The 15,536-nt window shown below is 59.7% G+C and carries 14 protein-coding genes, 1 other RNA gene and 1 pseudogene; 9 read left to right on the forward strand and 7 right to left on the reverse strand.

Annotated features, from left to right (window positions below; genetic code table 11):
- Window positions 1–52: 52 nt before the first annotated feature.
- The 4 genes from ACR9ZQ_RS09635 to ACR9ZQ_RS09650 form a co-directional block, all read right to left on the reverse strand.
- A complete protein-coding gene (locus ACR9ZQ_RS09635) occupies window positions 53–1,279 on the reverse strand; it encodes a lytic murein transglycosylase (protein ID WP_113322248.1) in 1,227 nt (408 codons plus the stop codon).
- Window positions 1,280–1,362: 83 nt separating this feature from the next.
- Window positions 1,363–2,160, reverse strand: a complete 798-nt coding sequence (locus ACR9ZQ_RS09640; RefSeq protein ID WP_310389300.1) for a glycoside hydrolase family 25 protein — start codon at window positions 2,158–2,160, stop codon at window positions 1,363–1,365.
- Window positions 2,161–2,280: 120 nt separating this feature from the next.
- Complete coding sequence (locus ACR9ZQ_RS09645) at window positions 2,281–2,934, reverse strand: class I SAM-dependent methyltransferase (RefSeq protein WP_405049783.1); 654 nt, start codon at window positions 2,932–2,934, stop codon at window positions 2,281–2,283.
- A gap of 14 nt (window positions 2,935–2,948) precedes the next feature.
- The gene (locus ACR9ZQ_RS09650; protein ID WP_025669489.1) at window positions 2,949–4,193 is read right to left on the reverse strand and encodes a BtaA family protein; all 1,245 of its coding nucleotides are present in this window, start codon (window positions 4,191–4,193) and stop codon (window positions 2,949–2,951) included.
- Between the two features lie 196 nt (window positions 4,194–4,389).
- Here ACR9ZQ_RS09650 and ACR9ZQ_RS09655 point away from each other — a divergent pair, with 196 nt between their 5' ends.
- The gene (locus ACR9ZQ_RS09655) at window positions 4,390–5,793 is read left to right on the forward strand and encodes a serine hydrolase domain-containing protein (RefSeq protein WP_310389305.1); all 1,404 of its coding nucleotides are present in this window, start codon (window positions 4,390–4,392) and stop codon (window positions 5,791–5,793) included.
- A 27-nt stretch (window positions 5,794–5,820) separates the two neighbouring features.
- Here ACR9ZQ_RS09655 and ACR9ZQ_RS09660 read toward each other — a convergent pair whose 3' ends face one another.
- Window positions 5,821–6,789 carry a transglycosylase SLT domain-containing protein gene (locus ACR9ZQ_RS09660; RefSeq protein ID WP_310389308.1) on the reverse strand — a complete coding sequence of 323 codons (969 nt, stop codon included), beginning with the start codon at window positions 6,787–6,789 and terminating at the stop codon, window positions 5,821–5,823.
- A gap of 168 nt (window positions 6,790–6,957) precedes the next feature.
- Between ACR9ZQ_RS09660 and ACR9ZQ_RS09665 the strand changes: the two are divergent.
- Window positions 6,958–7,184 (forward strand): annotated as a pseudogene (locus ACR9ZQ_RS09665) (hypothetical protein).
- A gap of 12 nt (window positions 7,185–7,196) precedes the next feature.
- Here ACR9ZQ_RS09665 and ACR9ZQ_RS09670 read toward each other — a convergent pair.
- Both ACR9ZQ_RS09670 and ACR9ZQ_RS09675 read right to left on the reverse strand, forming a co-directional pair.
- On the reverse strand, window positions 7,197–7,832 hold the full coding sequence (locus tag ACR9ZQ_RS09670) for a LysE family translocator (protein ID WP_310389310.1): 636 nt from the start codon (window positions 7,830–7,832) through the stop codon (window positions 7,197–7,199).
- 57 nt (window positions 7,833–7,889) lie between these two features.
- Window positions 7,890–9,101, reverse strand: a complete 1,212-nt coding sequence (locus ACR9ZQ_RS09675) for a pyrophosphate--fructose-6-phosphate 1-phosphotransferase (protein ID WP_310389312.1) — start codon at window positions 9,099–9,101, stop codon at window positions 7,890–7,892.
- A 468-nt stretch (window positions 9,102–9,569) separates the two neighbouring features.
- Between ACR9ZQ_RS09675 and ACR9ZQ_RS09680 the strand changes: the two genes are divergently transcribed.
- From ACR9ZQ_RS09680 to rsmH, 7 genes are all read left to right on the forward strand, one after another.
- On the forward strand, window positions 9,570–10,277 hold the full coding sequence (locus ACR9ZQ_RS09680; protein ID WP_007824048.1) for a J domain-containing protein: 708 nt from the start codon (window positions 9,570–9,572) through the stop codon (window positions 10,275–10,277).
- Window positions 10,274–11,035: an N-acetylmuramoyl-L-alanine amidase gene (locus ACR9ZQ_RS09685; protein ID WP_481427650.1), complete on the forward strand. Its 762-nt coding sequence runs from the start codon at window positions 10,274–10,276 to the stop codon at window positions 11,033–11,035. The genes ACR9ZQ_RS09680 and ACR9ZQ_RS09685 overlap by 4 nt, the downstream gene beginning before the upstream one ends.
- A gap of 263 nt (window positions 11,036–11,298) precedes the next feature.
- Window positions 11,299–11,916, forward strand: a complete 618-nt coding sequence (locus ACR9ZQ_RS09690) for a lytic transglycosylase domain-containing protein (RefSeq protein ID WP_113322235.1) — start codon at window positions 11,299–11,301, stop codon at window positions 11,914–11,916.
- An 81-nt stretch (window positions 11,917–11,997) separates the two neighbouring features.
- On the forward strand, window positions 11,998–13,173 hold the full coding sequence (locus ACR9ZQ_RS09695) for an NAD(P)/FAD-dependent oxidoreductase (RefSeq protein ID WP_481427651.1): 1,176 nt from the start codon (window positions 11,998–12,000) through the stop codon (window positions 13,171–13,173).
- A 58-nt stretch (window positions 13,174–13,231) separates the two neighbouring features.
- Window positions 13,232–13,625: RNase P RNA component class A (gene rnpB, locus ACR9ZQ_RS09700), an RNA gene on the forward strand.
- 430 nt (window positions 13,626–14,055) lie between these two features.
- Entirely contained in the window at window positions 14,056–14,493 is a 438-nt protein-coding gene (mraZ, locus tag ACR9ZQ_RS09705) for a division/cell wall cluster transcriptional repressor MraZ (RefSeq protein WP_481427652.1), read from the forward strand.
- Between the two features lie 17 nt (window positions 14,494–14,510).
- Window positions 14,511–15,536: a 16S rRNA (cytosine(1402)-N(4))-methyltransferase RsmH gene (gene rsmH / locus ACR9ZQ_RS09710; protein WP_310389322.1), complete on the forward strand. Its 1,026-nt coding sequence runs from the start codon at window positions 14,511–14,513 to the stop codon at window positions 15,534–15,536.

The following is a 15,536-nucleotide window of genomic DNA, read 5'->3' on the forward strand; positions in this document are numbered from 1 at the left end:
AAGCAGCCACCCGATTCACGAAGCCGGGTGGCAAAAGAGCAAATGTGAAGTCTCAGAGTGCGTTTAGCAGGGCCGGTGTCGCCCAGCCGTCGGCCGGTATGCCGAGGCGGAGCTGTTCCTTCTGGATTGCTACACGAGTGCCGGAACCGAGGATGCCGTCGATCTCGCCGACGTCATGGCCGAGCGAATCGAGCTTCGTCTGCAGCTGCTTCATCTGGTCGTTGGAAAGGCCCTGTTCGGGCGTGCCCTTCTGATAGGTCGGGGCGCCGGAGAGGCGGGTCGCGAAATAGGCGGCAGAGGTCGTGTAGATGAACGACTTGTTCCATTCCAGATAGATCTTGAAATTGGGATAGGCGATGAAGGCCGGTCCAAGGCGACCCTGTGGTAGGACGAGATCGCCTTCAAGATTGGCGAAAGCGGTGTTGCCGTCGCGCGGCTTGACGCCGAGGTTGAACCATTCGCCAGCCGTCATCGTGCCGCCGAGGCCCGACTTTTCCCAGGGAAGGTTATCTGGCACGGTGACTTCCTGCAGCCAGGGCTGGCCGCGCTCGAAGCCGAGATGCTGGATGAACTTGGCAGCCGTCAGGATCGCGTCCGGGCCGCTCTGCTTGAGGCGAACATGGCCGTCGCCGTCGCCATCCATGCCATAGGCGATGATATCGCGCGGCAGCATCTGAACCTGGCCGATTTCACCGGCCCAGGCGCCGGTGTTGGTCTGCGGGTCGAGGTCGCCATGCTGCACCATTTCGATGAGGGCGATCAGCTGCGGGCGGAAGAGCTCCGGGCGCCGGCAGTCATGGGAAAGCGTCACCAGCGCGTTACGCGTGTTGAAATCGCCCTGTACGGCGCCGAAATCCGTTTCCATTGCCCAGAAGGCGGTGATGATGCCGGCGGGAACGCCGAATTCCTGCTCGGCGCGGGCAAAAACATCGGCATATTGCTTCATCTTCTGGCGGCCGATATCGAGGCGAGCCTGGCTGACGGTGCGCTGCGAGAATTCGAGGAAGGTCTGGCGGAAGACGCCCTGGGCGCGGTCTCGGCTCAGGACTTTGGGGTCGATCTCAGCGCCGGCCAAGGCCTGGTCTGCTGCTTCGGCGCTCGCACCCGCTGCAATCGCCTCTTTCTTGACGCCCTGGAGGAAGGTGGAGAGATCACCGCCGCAGGGTGCTGCCGGGGCCGAAGCTGCCGCATCCGGAGCCTGCTGGGCAGCAGCGCCTGTTGCTAGGACGCAGGCAAACAGAAGGGCAAGTGCAGAGCAGCTTTTGAGCGAGCGGTGCATGAAACGATCCTCGTAAAATGACATAGAATGCCGCCGATTTCACAGATGAATGTGACGGAAGCAAGAAAGATTAGGGCACGTTACTAAGAATTTCTATCCTTGGAAACGTCAGCCACCCAGTTGTTCCAGTTTTTCGTGGAACCGGCGAAGACATTGATATCCGTTGGCCCCTGAATGCCGGGAATGACGCCTGTCGACGTATACTGCCAGAAGGCCCAGCGTCGGTCGGCATAGGTCGCGTCAGGATGTTTGGCGGTCGAGCGGACCCAGAAATGATAGTCCTGGAAATAGCCGGCGAGATTCTCGCGGTGGAAATCGACAGAGGTGTAGATGATCGGCCGCTTGCCGTAATAGGCTTCCAGGCGATCCATGAAGCGCTGCATTTCAGAACGTACGGTGGCCGGGTCGGGGCGGAAGCGACAGGTCTTCGATTCTGCATTCCACTCGACATCCAGCACCGGCGGCAGACGCATGGATTCCCTGGGAACGTTGCGGATGAACCAGTCGGCCTGGTCGTCGGCGGAGGAGCAGAAATAATAGAAGTGATAGGGCGCATGCGGAATGCCTGAGGCGGCTGCCTCGCGCCAATATTCGTCAAAGCGCGGATCGATCCTGTCCTTGCCTTCGGTCGCCTTGATGAAGGCGAAGGCGACGCCGGATTTGCGCACCGTCTGCCAGTCGATATCACCCTGCCATTTGGAAATGTCGATGCCGTGGACAGCGTTTTGCTGCGGGCGCTTGGGCCCGAAATCCTGGGGATCGGTATCCTTGAAGCGGGCCTTCGGCTTTATGGAAGCGGTTTCGAGATAATCGTAACCCGTGGAGCTGCAACCGGCGAGCAGCAGGGCAAGCGGCAGGACGCAAAACAGAAGCCGACGCATAAATGTTCCGTCGTGATGATGGATCTGCCCCACAGCCTGACCTTCGAAAACACGCGCCCTGCAGAGGGAATAACCCCCTTTTCTAATATCAACGTAAAAAAATGGTTATTTACAAGCGAATTATGAGCGCTTGCTGATAATCGCCGCCCGCCAGGCGTAACCGCCGCCGATCGTCTCGAACGATAGTCGCGCATTGTTTTCAGCGGATTGCGCTTCCAGAACCTCGCGCAGATTGGCACGCGGCGTGACATGGAATTTGGCGAGCCAGGCCTGCAGCAGACTGCGAAACCAGGTGGGCAGGCCTTCCTGCTGGCCGAAATCGACGATGTGGAGCTGGCCGCCGGGATTGAGCGCGGCAATCGACGCATCCACCGCGCGTTCCCAATCCGGGATCATCGACAGTGCGTAGGAAATCAGAATGCGGTCGAAACCGGTGGTGCCGAATTCGCGCGGCGTATAGGCCGTGGCATCCGCCACCCGGAAGTCCGGGACCGTTGCCTTGGTGGCGAAGGTCTTGCGGGCGGAAATCAGCATTTCCTGGGAAATGTCGAGACCGTAGAGCTTGGCCGTCGGGAAATGCTTGTGGGCAAGCGCCATGTTGCGGCCGGTGCCGCAGCCGACTTCTAGGAGCGTGCCGCCCTCGGGAACGTCGAGATTGCGGATCGTGCTGTCACGGCCGAGAAGGTAATATTTGCGGGTGAGATCATAGAAATGGCGCTGGTAGCGGTACATGCCGTCCATAAGGTCGGCATGTTCCTCGCTCTTGACGGTCATCTCGTCGACTTTGCTCACGCCTTCTTCCCGTAGATGTGGAAGCCGCCGTAGATTGCCGAGCGGTCCTGGGTGGTCATCTCACGCGACTGCTCTTCGAAATAGTGCCACTGGTCGCGGATTTCAGGGGCGAGGCGGCCTTCGATGATGCTCTTTTCGGCGGCCGTGCGGAAGATCACGCGAGCGCCTTCGCGGGCGGTGCGGGTGATTTCGCGCCAGACATCGTTGAGCTGCTGGTCCGTCATCCAGTCCTGCGCGTCGAGCAGGATGTAGCGGTCGCGCGATGCGGCGGGCTCGCCGGCCAGAAGCTCGGTGAAGCTTGCGTGGTGCACGTTAACGCGGTCGACATTGGCGCGGATCACCTCATAGTGCTCCGGCTTCAGATAGGTCGGCAGCGGGCCTTCCTCGCCATCGGCGTAGCGGCGCGCAAAGGCCTGCCAGGCGAAGTAATTGTCGCGCATCGGGAAATGGCAGGCCAGCTTTTCCAGACGGTGTTTCAGAACCGGTGCGATGGAATTGTCGGCGGCAAGGCTTGCCAGCTCGTCATATTGCTGCGGCGGAATGCCAAGACCGAAAAGCGAGCTCTTGCGGTTGGTGATCCAGCGAACGACGGGCTTTTCAAAGAGAGGAGCGATCTGATCGTCGAAGAACTGGCGCTGCTCGCGAATCGTGCGGGCCTTGGTCATTTCCTGCAGCTTCACGCCATGCAGGCGGGCAAGAAGATGAGCGGCACCGATGAAGCGGCCGAGCAGGCCGGTTTCATAAATGTTGCGGTCAAAAACCGTGACGCGCCGGCGGCCGAACTTGCGGGTGTTCCAGTAGGCGCGGGTCGTATCATCGAGATTGGACGACAGATAGCGGTCGAAAACCCGGCTGTTCGACTTCTCGTTCGGCATCGCCAGGAAGCGCACGAGATCGGAATGGCCTGGAAGGTTCTTGAAGGCGGCAAGCTTCAGCCTGTTCAGCGCAATGTGGTGCGGATTGAGGTCGACGACGTCGATCGAAGCCGGCGCCTTGGAAAGGTAGGCCAGCATGTTGCAACCGCCCGAACCGATCGTGACGATACGGTGATTGGGCTTCAACTCCATCGCCTGCATATCGAGATCCGGGTCTTCCCAGATCTGTGGGTATACGAGGCCGGAGAAGAGAAGGCCGAAGAGACGCTCGGAGAAGCCGTCCTTGGAAAAAGCCTTGTGGCGGAGAAGCGCTGCCTTGAGTTTCCGGTTCTTGCGGAAGCCGGTATCCGGTGCAAATTCCGACATGAGTTTGTCACCTTTTTAGCGTTCAGGGCGTGTAACGCGCCTCTGCTACAGTTTGATGACGAGCCCTGTGGGCCAAGGCTTCGACGAGACCCGGCCAAGACTTCCGCGAAATTTGAAGTCGATTGAAACACTTCTTTTCGCTTCTCTCTTTCCGTGAGCCAAGTTTCCTGCTTCTCTCCGTTCCGTGGAGGATTGCATGCGAGTTGTTCCGCGTATCTTCAAGGGCTTGACCCTGCTCGTCATTCTCGTTGCCATAGGCGCAGCCGCGTGGCTCTCCATAAGCCCGCCGGAGCTCCTGAAGGTGGGCAATGGCTACGCAGCCAAGATCGTCTGCTCCAATGTCTTTATTGCCGGTCGTGATCCCGACGCCGTTCTTTACGACGATGTCCAAGCGCCTGGAAACCCGCTGCTCAGGCTGATGCGTGTCGAGATCGATCGTGACAGCGGGCGGGTGACTTCGCGTTTCATGGGCCTGTTTGCGCCGAGCTACGCGCTTTATCGCGGTGCTCTGGGCTGCACGAGCGTGCCTGATGGCGATTTCGATGCCGCCGCCAGGGGCGCACCGCTGGTGCCGGCGCCGCAGGTGGGTGAAAATAACGCGGTCTGGCCGGACGGTGAGGGCGTCGACCCGGCGACCGGCAATGCCAAGGTCGCGGCGCTTCTGGCTGATGCCAAGCTTGCCGGGCCTGCCATGCGGGCGATGGTCGTCGTACAGGATGGCCGCATCATTGCCGAAAGCTACGGGCCGGGCTTCAACGCCGATACGCCGCTGGTCGGCTGGTCGATGACGAAGACCGTCAATGCGGCGCTGATCGGCCGGCTGATGCTGTCAGGCAAGATCTCATTCGATGACACGCATCTCCTGCCGCAATGGGCGAATGATCCGCGCGGCGATATCAAGCTCTCCGACTTGCTCGGCATGGAAAGCGGGCTCGCCTTCAACGAGGATTATGGCGCCGTCGCCGATGTGACGCGTATGCTCTATCTCGACCCCGATATGGTGTCCCTGCCAGCAGGTGCGCCCCTGGCGGCCGCGCCGGGTACCGATTTCCATTATTCCAGCGGCACAGCCATGCTTCTTTCGCGTATCTGGATGAACAAGGTCGGCGATCCGCGGGCGGCCTTCGATTATCCCCGCGATGCACTGTTTTCCCCACTCGGCATGACGAGCGCAGTCTTCGAAGCCGATGAGCGCGGTACATTTACCGGCAGTTCCTATCTCTACGCCACGGGACATGATTGGGCGCGCTTTGGCCAATTCCTGTTGCAGGATGGTGTGTGGAACGGACAGAGACTTCTGCCGGAAGGTTTTGTTGCGACGATGCGGACGCCGACGGCAAGCTCGGGCGGCAAATATACGCAAGGCCAGGCCTGGCTTGCGGGGCCGGGCGGCGGCACGAGCGCGGAGTTCGGCTTGCCGCCGGATACGTTCTGGCTGCAGGGCCATGACGGCCAGACGGTGGCAATCATTCCTTCGGCCAATCTCGTTTTCGTCCGCATGGGGTTGACGCCGAGCTGGCTGGGCTACAGGCCGCAGATCGTGCTGAAGGAAATTCTCAATACGCTTCAGTCGGCGAAGCCGGCTGAGGCCCGTCACTGATGGTGTTTTGTATCAATAATTGGACTATCAGTAATTGCCTTGGGCGATGTCGGTCATGCCCTTGCGCTTGGCGTCATAATAGTAACCGCGGGCATAGAGACGAACGGCGTCGTCTTCCTTCTTGTCGGCTACCTGCCAAGCGCCCTGCAGGTACTTGCCTGCATATTTGATATTGGTTTCGGCGTCGAAGAGGCCGGCGGGATTGCCGCCGTAACCCATCGACTTTGCGGTGTTGTACTTGATCTGCATGAGACCGAAGTAGCCGCGCTTGTTGTAGGCCTTGGAATTGTAGCGGCTCTCGCGATGAACGACGCGGTGGAGCAGCGATTCCGGAATTTCGTAAAGCTTCGAATATTTGCTGATGAGCTTGCTGACGAAGCTCTTTTCGACGGTCGGCGCATCGTCGCTGTCGTCATCGCTGAACATCGGCGGGGCAGCTGGCGGATCGATCGGACCGGACTCATCGAAGCCGTAGTCCATGGTGAAGCGCGGCGTGGTATCGACGGCGGCAAGCGCTGCGAGCGCGCCGTTCTGCGGTGTCGTGGCGGCGAAGGCAAGCTGCGTGGAGGGGCTTGCCGGCGAGCCCGGACGCGGCGTCGGAACGACGGACTGGATCGCCGTCATTTCGGGCGTGAGCGGAATGGGAGCATAGCCGTTGACGGCAACCTGCTGGACACCGCCCTGCATGGCGAAATCACCGGCCTGCTGCTGCACGGGGGAGACGACATTCGGCATGGCGGCTGCAGTGAGAACAGGTGCGGCAGTTGCTGCCTGGGGATTGAGAGTTGCGACGGCCGGCCCGTTTGCGCCTTCAGCGGTCGGGATAGCAGCCAGCGTTGCATCTTCACCCGGCTTCGGCATGGGAATCACGGTCTGTGCGGCGGTCAGTTCCGCCTGAGAGGTATATTCGACGCTCGCGCATCCGGAAATGACACCGCAGAGCATGGTAGAGACCACAAGACTGCGTTTCAGGCCGGAAAATCCGATCGCTACCATTCTCTCACTTTCGTGAATCCCGCCGCCCCGGCAGCGTCTCAAAAGTTACTAAATACCTTAAGCCCGGGGATAGCCATTAACCTATTCGTGGCTTTCCAGCAACCACGGAATATTATTAGAGCCTTTCCCGGTCAGGTTGCAGCATTCTGTTGGCTCAAACGGAGTCGGATGGTCGACCGGCGGGCGCGCGTCGTAGCCAGATCTACGGCCAAGCCGGCCGGTCGATCAGGCGGACCGTTTCAGCCAACCCCGGTGGTTTGCTTGCAAACCAGCTAGGGCCGGGCATCTTTCCGCCAGGATCAAAGGCGATCGGCTCGGCCGTACCGACGGGTATGCCCGTCGCCAATCGCCTTTGCCCTGACGAAAACCTGCTCCGGCAGAATGCTGCAATCTGACCGGGAAAGGCTCTAAGCTGCAATACGGCGATACCCGGCGGTTACAGCGCCGGCAGCGATGAGGAGAGTGCCACCGGTGCGGTTGACCGCGCGCTGCACGCTGGCCTTACGAATCAGGCCTCGGGCGGCATGCGCGGCCATGGCGTAGCAGGACGCATTAATGGTGGCGAGAACGAGGAATGTCGCTTCCATGATCAGCATCTGATCGAAGAAGGGAAGGGCGGGGTTGAGGAACTGCGGAACGAAGGCGACGAAGAAGACAATGCTCTTCGGGTTCAACGCCGTCACCATATAGGCGTGCAGGAAGATCCGCCGCGACTTTTCTTCCGGCAGGTTATCGTTGTCCGCGATGTGTTCGCCGACGATCGGAGCCCGCCAGAGCTTGATTCCCAGCCAGATCAGGTAGGCGCCGCCGATCCACTTCAGCACGGTGAACAGCGTCGCGGATGCGGCGAGCAGTGCGCCCAGTCCGAAAAGCGACGCCGTCATGGCCGTGAAATCGCCGAGCGCCACGCCCGAAACGGTCGCCAGCGCCGTTTTCCGGCCATGACCTAGCGCATAGGAAACGACCAGAAGAATGGTCGGTCCCGGTATGGCGAGCATGATGGCGGACGCGGCTGCAAAAGCGAGCCAAGCTTCAAGCGACATGGAATCTCCTCCTATTCCTAGAGAACAAGCAAAGACACCATATTAGCCATCCGTCAATCATGCCGCTCTGTATTTTTGCCCGATCTGGCTCATTACTTCACCAAACCATGCGGTTGCAAGATCAAATGGCTTGCCACCCTTGATGCGCGGAAATTCTATTGTGCGCAACTTGCCGTTCTGCGCTTCATCATGGCCGGTTACGCCCGAGATCTTGTTGAGAGCGCTTTCGACGGCGAGGTCGACCATGCTCTGGATCAGGCGCAGATCTTCGCCGTTTGCCGGTGCGGAGCGGGCGAAATAACCGGATTTCTGGACGAGCGAGCGCTCGGCGTCGAGCAGACTTGCGAACTGCTTCTGGAACCAGGCGCCGACATTGATCGTGTCGATCTTCACATGTCCGAAGGCATCGCGCTTGACCGTCTCGCCGGCGGCCTCGCGTTCGGCAACGATGGCATCGAGGCAGGCGCCTTCCGATACGAAGACAGTGGCATGGCCAGTGCGGTCCATGATCTCCTTTAGGCGCGCGGCCTCGGCATCGAGGTCGAAGGCCATTTCCGGCAGGTAGACGGCGTCGATGCTCTTCATATGCGCGTTCATCATCAGGCCATCGACATATTCATTGCCTTTGGTGCGCTGGAGATAGGCGCGGGCGGTGGCAGCCGTCAGCCAGCCGCAGTGGCGGCCCATGACCTCGTGAATGACGAGCGTGCGCGGGGCAGCGGTCTGTTCGTTGCTGACGTTGTCGAAGAAGTGGGCGCCGACTTCGGCGGCCGTCCAGGCGCCGAGCGATTGGCGGATCGGCACGACGTCGTTGTCGACCGTTTTCGGCAGGCCGACGACCGTGAGGTCATAACCGTTTGCCGCAAGATAGGCGGCCAGATCCGCGGCTGTCGTATTCGTGTCGTCGCCACCGATCGTGTGCAGGATGGTGACGCCGTCATTGGCAAGGCGCTCCGCGGCGACCCGCAACGGATTTTCGCCTTCCTTGACGAGGCCACGCTTCACGCAGTCGGCGGCATTGGTGAGCTTCACGCGGCTGTTGCCGATCGGCGAGCCGCCATAACGGTGCAGGAGCGGCGCCTTCTCGCGCATTTCCTTGTTGATCGCGACGCTGTCGCCGAGCAGCACGCCCTGATAACCGGACTTGTAGGCGATGAGCTCGATATCGGGCGCAACGTCGCTATAGCGCTCGATCAGGCCGCCGACGGCGGATGACAGGCAGGGCGCGAGGCCTCCGGCGGTCAGCATTGCGACTTTCTGTTTGGCCATAATCCCTCCTTTGGCGCCCGATGGGCGACTACGTGCAGCTTAAAGCGTGTCACGATTTTTCAGATCCGTCTGCCACGCGTTAAGTCTTTGTTTTCCGCATGCCGTGACCGCAAAACCGCTGCACAGTTTTGCGCGACATGCTTCAGGTAACGCATGGATGCGGCAGGGAAAGTGGCCTGTAAAGTAAAGAATTTACGAAAAACGCGCCTTTCTACAGAGCGGGTGCCGGAAGCGGCGATATAATCGGTTCAATGCCAGTCCACCTATCCATAAGTGTTGTGGAAATCGCCGGCCGCTGTGCCGATAATGCAGAAAATGGCGGACACGGCGGATGGTTGCAGCATCAGCGACAATTACCGAATTGTGAAAACTGTTTTCAAACCTACGACCAATAGCCGCCTTGCAATGGAGACGATTATTTGGTCAAGGTGTTTCTTCTAGAGCTTGCTGCATTGCGAGAAGATGACGATGTCTTTCTGGGAAAAACTGGTGAATGCCATTGGCAATACCGCGGGCAATGCGCTCTCCGCGGTGGTCGAGGCTATTCGCACGGTTTTCGAAGGCGATCCGGAAACACGCCGCAAGGTTGCCTTCTCCGTAGCTGTCATTGCGCTTTCGGCCAAGATGGCAAAGGCCGACGGTATCGTCAGCGAAAAGGAAGTGCAGGCTTTCCGCGATATCTTCGAGTTTCCTCCGAGCGAGGCGAAGAATGTCGCGCGCCTCTATAATCTCGCCCGCCAGGACGTTGCCGGTTACGAGGCCTATGCAGCGAAGCTGTCCACGCTCTGCTCGACCTGCGCCGCCAATTGCCCGGTTCTGGAGGATGTTCTCGATGGTCTGTTCCATATCGCCAAGGCGGATGGGCTGATCCACGAGAATGAAATGAATTTCCTGCGCCATATTGCCGAGATCTTCCAGATGAGCGAGGCCCGTTTCGATCAGATCGCTGCGCGTCACGTTTCCGATGGACGCGACCCCTACAAGGTTCTCGGGGTTTCGCCGGCAGATGATTTCCCGACGATCCGCCGCCACTATCATGTGCTCGTCAGTGAGCATCATCCGGACCGGCTGATCTCACGCGGCGTGCCGGAAGAGTTTCATGCGATTGCCAATGAACGCATGGCAGCGCTGAACGACGCCTATGCGGCGATTGAAAAGGAACGCCGCGCCGCATGACCTCATTCGAGGCCGATTACAAGCAGGCGCGCGTCCAGCCTTCGCCGAACCATGGCGAACGCGCTGACGGGCGCAAGCCCGATATGATCCTGCTGCATTATACCGGCATGCCGAGCCCGGAAGGAGCACTCGACTGGCTCTGTCGGGACGAAAGCCAGGTCTCCAGTCATTATTTCGTGCAGCCGGACGGCGAGGTCGTGCAACTCGTGCCGGAGAGCCGCCGCGCATGGCATGCGGGCAAGAGTTTCTGGCGCGGCGAGACGGATATCAACTCATTGTCGATCGGCATTGAGATCGCCAATGCCGGCCATCCGGGCGGGCTCCCGGATTATCCAAAAGAGCAGATTGCGGCGGTGATCGAATTATGTCGCGATTGCGGCGATCGCTGGTCAATCGTGCCTGAAAGGGTGCTCGGCCACTCTGACGTCGCCCCCGTGCGCAAGGTCGATCCGGGCGAAAAATTCCCCTGGCGCGAGCTGTATCAGGCCGGCATCGGCCATTGGGTGGAACCGGCCGCTATTACCGGCGGGCGCTTCTTCCAGCGCGGTGATCGTGGGCAGCCGATCGAGGCGCTGCAGTCCATGCTGTCGCTCTATGGTTACGGCACTGAGATAACAGGCGAATTCAGCGATAAGACGGCCGGTGACGTGGAAGCCTTCCAGCGACATTTCCGCCCCGAACGGGTGGACGGGATCGCCGATTTCTCGACGATCGATACGCTGCATCGCCTGCTTTCGGCGCTGCCGCGATATTCCTGACCTTTCGTCATTTCTGACATTACCGATTTTCCATGTCTGGACGCGAAATTCGGGCTGCCACATCATTTCCCTATTATCTCCTCATTGCGATGGTCTAAGAGCTTCCGCTAAGCGGCGCCGATGGTTGTTCCCAAGTTAAATCGAAGGCGTCATGTGAAACGATAAGAATTGCTGCGAAACCTGATCAGTTCTTGGCCAGGTATTCTCCATGCTGGCGAGGCGCGCGGCCCGGCAATTCTTTGGGTCGGAGTGATCAAGACTACATGAGAAAATTGATTGTTGTTGCTGCAGCATGTGTTGGCATGGTGCTGGCGGGAAATAGCTTTGCCTTTGCGAATGACTGGGGCGTACGAGCCGATGCGCCCGTGAAGAAAGTGGAGCGTCCGCAGAAGACAGCGGAGCGCGTACATAAGAAAGAACGCCTGCAGAGAACGGCGCAGCGTGTACAGAAGAAAACAGAGCGTCCGCTGAAGACGGTCGAGCGCCAGAGTGGCTATCCCGTCGCCGATGTCTCCGGCAATTCCTATTCCGCATTGATCAGCAAATATGCCAATCAATATGATGTGCCGGTGGCTCTTGCGACTGCTGTCATCCGTGTTGAAAGCAATTTCAATCCGATGGCGCGTGGCAGCCATGGCGAAATCGGCCTGATGCAGATCAAGCCGGCGACGGCCCGCATGATGGGCTATTCCGGCGGTGCCAAGGGTCTGTTCGATCCGGAAACCAACATCAAATACGGCATGAAGTACCTGGCGGCCGCCCACGATCTCGGTGGCGGGCAGACCTGCAATACCATCCTCAAGTACAATGCCGGTCACGGCGCCACGCGCATGAACCCAGTCTCCAAGTCCTATTGCGGCAAGGTTCTTGCGATGCTCTGAAACGGAAGCGCTTGTCTCTGACAAGGGCCGGATGATTCAGAACGATTGCCATGTTATCGCTGGCCTTTAGCGAGGTGAGATATGGCAGTCGATTTTAAATTCATCGTCATCGGCCGCGGCATGATGGGTGCCGCGGCCGCAAAATATCTGGCGCGCCAGACGGATGGCATAGCCGTCATCGGCCCGGACGAGCCTGAAGACCGCAAGGCGCATGAAGGCGTCTTCGCCAGTCATTACGACGAAGGCCGCATCACGCGCACCATCGATCCGGACCGCGACTGGGCCTTGCTCGCCAATCGCTCCATCGCCCGCTATGGCGAGATCGCCAAAGAAAGCGGCATCGATTTCTATACGGAAGCGGGCTGTGTCGCCGTGGCGTCTTCCGAAAGCGATTATCTCAACGATACACGGCGGGCAGCGACCTCGCTCGGTGTGGAGACCGCGCCCCTCGACGAGGTTGGCCTGAAGAGACAGTTTCCCTATTTCGCCTTTCCCGCCGGCAGTACCGGCATTTTCGAAGCGAAGGGGGCGGGGCATATCAGCCCGCGCAAGCTTGTAAGGGCGCAGTCGCTGCTTGCCGAGAAGGCAGGTGCGGCGATGATCCGTGATCATGTCATCTCGATCCGGGAGGAGAGCGGGGCGGCTGTCGTCACAACGGCGGGCGGCGAGGTCTATCGCGCCGGGAAAGTGCTGCTTGCGGCCGGCGGTTTTTCCATTTCGCAGAATCTCTTGCCGCAATCCGTTGATATGACGGTTTACGGGCGCACCGTGGCCCTTTTCGAAGTGGCGGAAGAGGATGCGCATCGCTTTGCCGGCATGCCCTCGCTGATCCTCGATGCACCCGGCATCGACATCTACCTGCTGCCGCCGATCCGCTATCCCGACGGCAGGCTTTATCTGAAGATCGGCGGTGATCCGGACAATCTGGTGCTGAACAATGATAGAGACATGCGTGCCTGGTTCCGCACCGACGGGCGCGAAGTTGCGCGCGAACACTTCGAGGGCATCGTTGCACGCATCGTGCCGGAACTCGAGGCACGGTCCATTTCGAGTGCATCCTGCGTGGTCTCCTATACCAAGAGCCGCTATCCGATGATTGGCTATACCGCTTCGCCGCACATTGCCGTTCTGACCGGCTGCTCGGGAACGTCGGCGAAGAGCTCCGACGAGATCGGCAGGCTGGGGGCTGAACTGCTTCTGGCAGGCAGAATCAAGGATCAGGGCTACGCCACGGATTTCACACCTTATTTCCGTTAAGCCTACCACCCCATATTTCGTTGGCATTTGCGGGCTTCCTCGTTTAAGGGAGCCCCTGCCAGTTGGCCGGGCAGCCGCGCTTTACCAATGCCGAAAGGCGGTAGGGTGAGGAAAGTCCGGGCTCCACGGAAACACGGTGCCGGATAACGTCCGGCGAGGGCGACCTCAGGGAAAGTGCCACAGAAAGCAAACCGCCTGTCTTGACAGGTAAGGGTGAAAGGGTGGGGTAAGAGCCCACCGCATCTCCGGCAACGGATATGGCACGGTAAACCCCACCGGGAGCAAAACCGAATAGGGATGACGCGGTTGGCGAAAGCCTTCCGGCCTGTTTCTGGGTCAGTCATCCGGGTGGGTTGCGTGAGGCAGCGTGCAAGCGCTGTCCCAGATGAATGGCTGCCACGTTCCGGTTCGCCGGAGCCATACAGAACCCGGCTTACAGGCCAACTGGCGATTACCTTTTCCGGCGTCCGCTTTGCCGCAAAATCCAATTTCCTTCCTATCAAGCCATTGAAATGTCTGAAATGGAGGCGAGGTCTCACGGATCTTGCTTGGCCGGATCTCCCGTTCGCTCAGTGTGCTTCGGGTGGCGTTTGAGAATCGCTTTCCTAACCCTTTGTTAAACTTAACAGCTTATAAATGTTTGATACTGCGCCCGCCTCAAAATGGGCTCATCCCATTGACGCCCATATGGTCCCATGCTATCCCAAATGCGCACTGCATCAGGGCAATCATCTGCCCATCAATCGCAAAGCAAAGGCGTCTTCCGGATCGGAAGCGTCGGGAGAGCCTTGGTTCTTTCGGCTTGCGAAGCTGTGCCTGATTTTGAGGGTTTCGGGCGGCCTAGGGCGTTCCGGGCTCTTTCGGAAACGGATGTTTCGTGTCATGAGCCGCTTCCTGTCGAATGCGACCAACAAGATCGATACCAAGGGCCGGGTTTCCGTGCCGGCGGCGTTTCGTTCCGTGCTGGCGCAGCGCAATATTCAGGAGGTTTATTGCTTCCAGGATTTTGTGTTTCCGGCGATCAGCGTCGGCGGTCCGGATCTTCTGGAGAGGTTCGAACGGCAGATTGCGGCGGAAGATCCGTTTTCGCCGGATGCAAACGAGATGTCGCTTCTCATTCATGGGGGCGGGGTCTTCATGAGGCTCGACGCCGAGGGGCGGTTGATGGTCACGGATTTCATTCGCGACTTCACCGGTATTTCGGACGAGGTGACCTTCGTTGGTCGGGCGGATCACTTTCAGCTCTGGCAGCCGCAAGCATTCGCGGCCGCGCAGGCGCAGGCACGAGGGGAGCGCAAGCTGGCGGGCAAGCGTTCCTGAGCGAACGAGGGAACGGAATGGCGGCGAATCCTGGCGGAGGTTCAACTGAAGCCGGTGGCGGACCGGTTCGCCACATTCCGGTTCTTCTCAAGGAAGTGCTTGCGGCGCTGGAGCCTTTTTCCGGCAAGGTCATCCTCGATGGCACCTTTGGTGCGGGTGGCTATACCTCCGCCATTCTCGACGCAGGTGCCGATGTGATCGCGCTCGATCGCGATCCGACGGCGATTGCCGCCGGCCAGGCGCTCGTCGCCGCCCATGGCGGTCATCTCAAGCTCATCCATTCGCAGTTTTCGCAACTTGCCGATCATGCGCCCGATGGCGGGCTCGATGGCGTGGTGCTCGATATCGGTGTTTCCTCCATGCAGATCGATGAGGCCGAGCGCGGCTTCTCGTTCCAGAAGAGCGGGCCGCTCGACATGCGCATGTCGGCTGCCGGTGTTTCCGCCGCCGATGTCGTCAATCGCGCCAAGGTCGCCGATCTCATCCGGATCTTCCACTATCTCGGCGAGGAAAATCAGGCGCCCCGTATCGCGCACGCTATCGAAAAGCGCCGCGTCGAAAAACCCTTCGAGACGACGCGCGATCTCGCCGGCCTGATCGAGCTGGTGACGCCGCGCAAGATGAAGGACAAGATCCATCCGGCAACGCGCGTCTTCCAGGCGCTGCGCATCTTCGTCAATGACGAGCTCGGCGAGCTGGCGCAGGCGCTGTTTGCTGCCGAGCGGGCGCTGAAGCCCGGCGGCCGTCTCGTCGTCGTCACCTTCCATTCGCTGGAAGACCGTATCGTCAAGAAGTTCTTCTCCGACCGTGCCGGCAAGGCTTCCGGCTCCCGCCATCTGCCCATTGCGCATGAGCGCGCCGCGACCTTCGAGCCGGTCGGCAAGTCGATGGTTTCTGCAAGCGAAGAAGAAGCTCAGGCCAATCCGCGTGCCCGTTCCGCCAAGCTGCGCGCCGGCCAGCGCACCACCGCCCCCGCTGAATCCGAAGACATGTCGCTCTTCGGATTCCCAAATCTTGCCAGCCTCGGAAAGCTTGGAGGTTGA

The organism is Rhizobium sp. KNZ14-9A (assembly GCF_056755015.1).

What these genes read in the sequence shown, in the direction of transcription:
- ACR9ZQ_RS09635 (WP_113322248.1), bottom strand. Translation starts at nt 1,279, where the DNA reads ATGCACCGCTCGCTCAAAAGCTGCTCTGCACTTGCCCTTCTGTTTGCC.
- ACR9ZQ_RS09640 (WP_310389300.1), bottom strand. Translation starts at nt 2,160, where the DNA reads ATGCGTCGGCTTCTGTTTTGCGTCCTGCCGCTTGCCCTGCTGCTCGCC.
- ACR9ZQ_RS09645 (WP_405049783.1), bottom strand. Translation starts at nt 2,934, where the DNA reads ATGACCGTCAAGAGCGAGGAACATGCCGACCTTATGGACGGCATGTAC.
- ACR9ZQ_RS09650 (WP_025669489.1), bottom strand. Translation starts at nt 4,193, where the DNA reads ATGTCGGAATTTGCACCGGATACCGGCTTCCGCAAGAACCGGAAACTC.
- ACR9ZQ_RS09655 (WP_310389305.1), top strand. Translation starts at nt 4,390, where the DNA reads ATGCGAGTTGTTCCGCGTATCTTCAAGGGCTTGACCCTGCTCGTCATT.
- ACR9ZQ_RS09660 (WP_310389308.1), bottom strand. Translation starts at nt 6,789, where the DNA reads ATGGTAGCGATCGGATTTTCCGGCCTGAAACGCAGTCTTGTGGTCTCT.
- ACR9ZQ_RS09670 (WP_310389310.1), bottom strand. Translation starts at nt 7,832, where the DNA reads ATGTCGCTTGAAGCTTGGCTCGCTTTTGCAGCCGCGTCCGCCATCATG.
- ACR9ZQ_RS09675 (WP_310389312.1), bottom strand. Translation starts at nt 9,101, where the DNA reads ATGGCCAAACAGAAAGTCGCAATGCTGACCGCCGGAGGCCTCGCGCCC.
- ACR9ZQ_RS09680 (WP_007824048.1), top strand. Translation starts at nt 9,570, where the DNA reads ATGTCTTTCTGGGAAAAACTGGTGAATGCCATTGGCAATACCGCGGGC.
- ACR9ZQ_RS09685 (WP_481427650.1), top strand. Translation starts at nt 10,274, where the DNA reads ATGACCTCATTCGAGGCCGATTACAAGCAGGCGCGCGTCCAGCCTTCG.
- ACR9ZQ_RS09690 (WP_113322235.1), top strand. Translation starts at nt 11,299, where the DNA reads ATGAGAAAATTGATTGTTGTTGCTGCAGCATGTGTTGGCATGGTGCTG.
- ACR9ZQ_RS09695 (WP_481427651.1), top strand. Translation starts at nt 11,998, where the DNA reads ATGGCAGTCGATTTTAAATTCATCGTCATCGGCCGCGGCATGATGGGT.
- mraZ (WP_481427652.1), top strand. Translation starts at nt 14,056, where the DNA reads ATGAGCCGCTTCCTGTCGAATGCGACCAACAAGATCGATACCAAGGGC.
- rsmH (WP_310389322.1), top strand. Translation starts at nt 14,511, where the DNA reads ATGGCGGCGAATCCTGGCGGAGGTTCAACTGAAGCCGGTGGCGGACCG.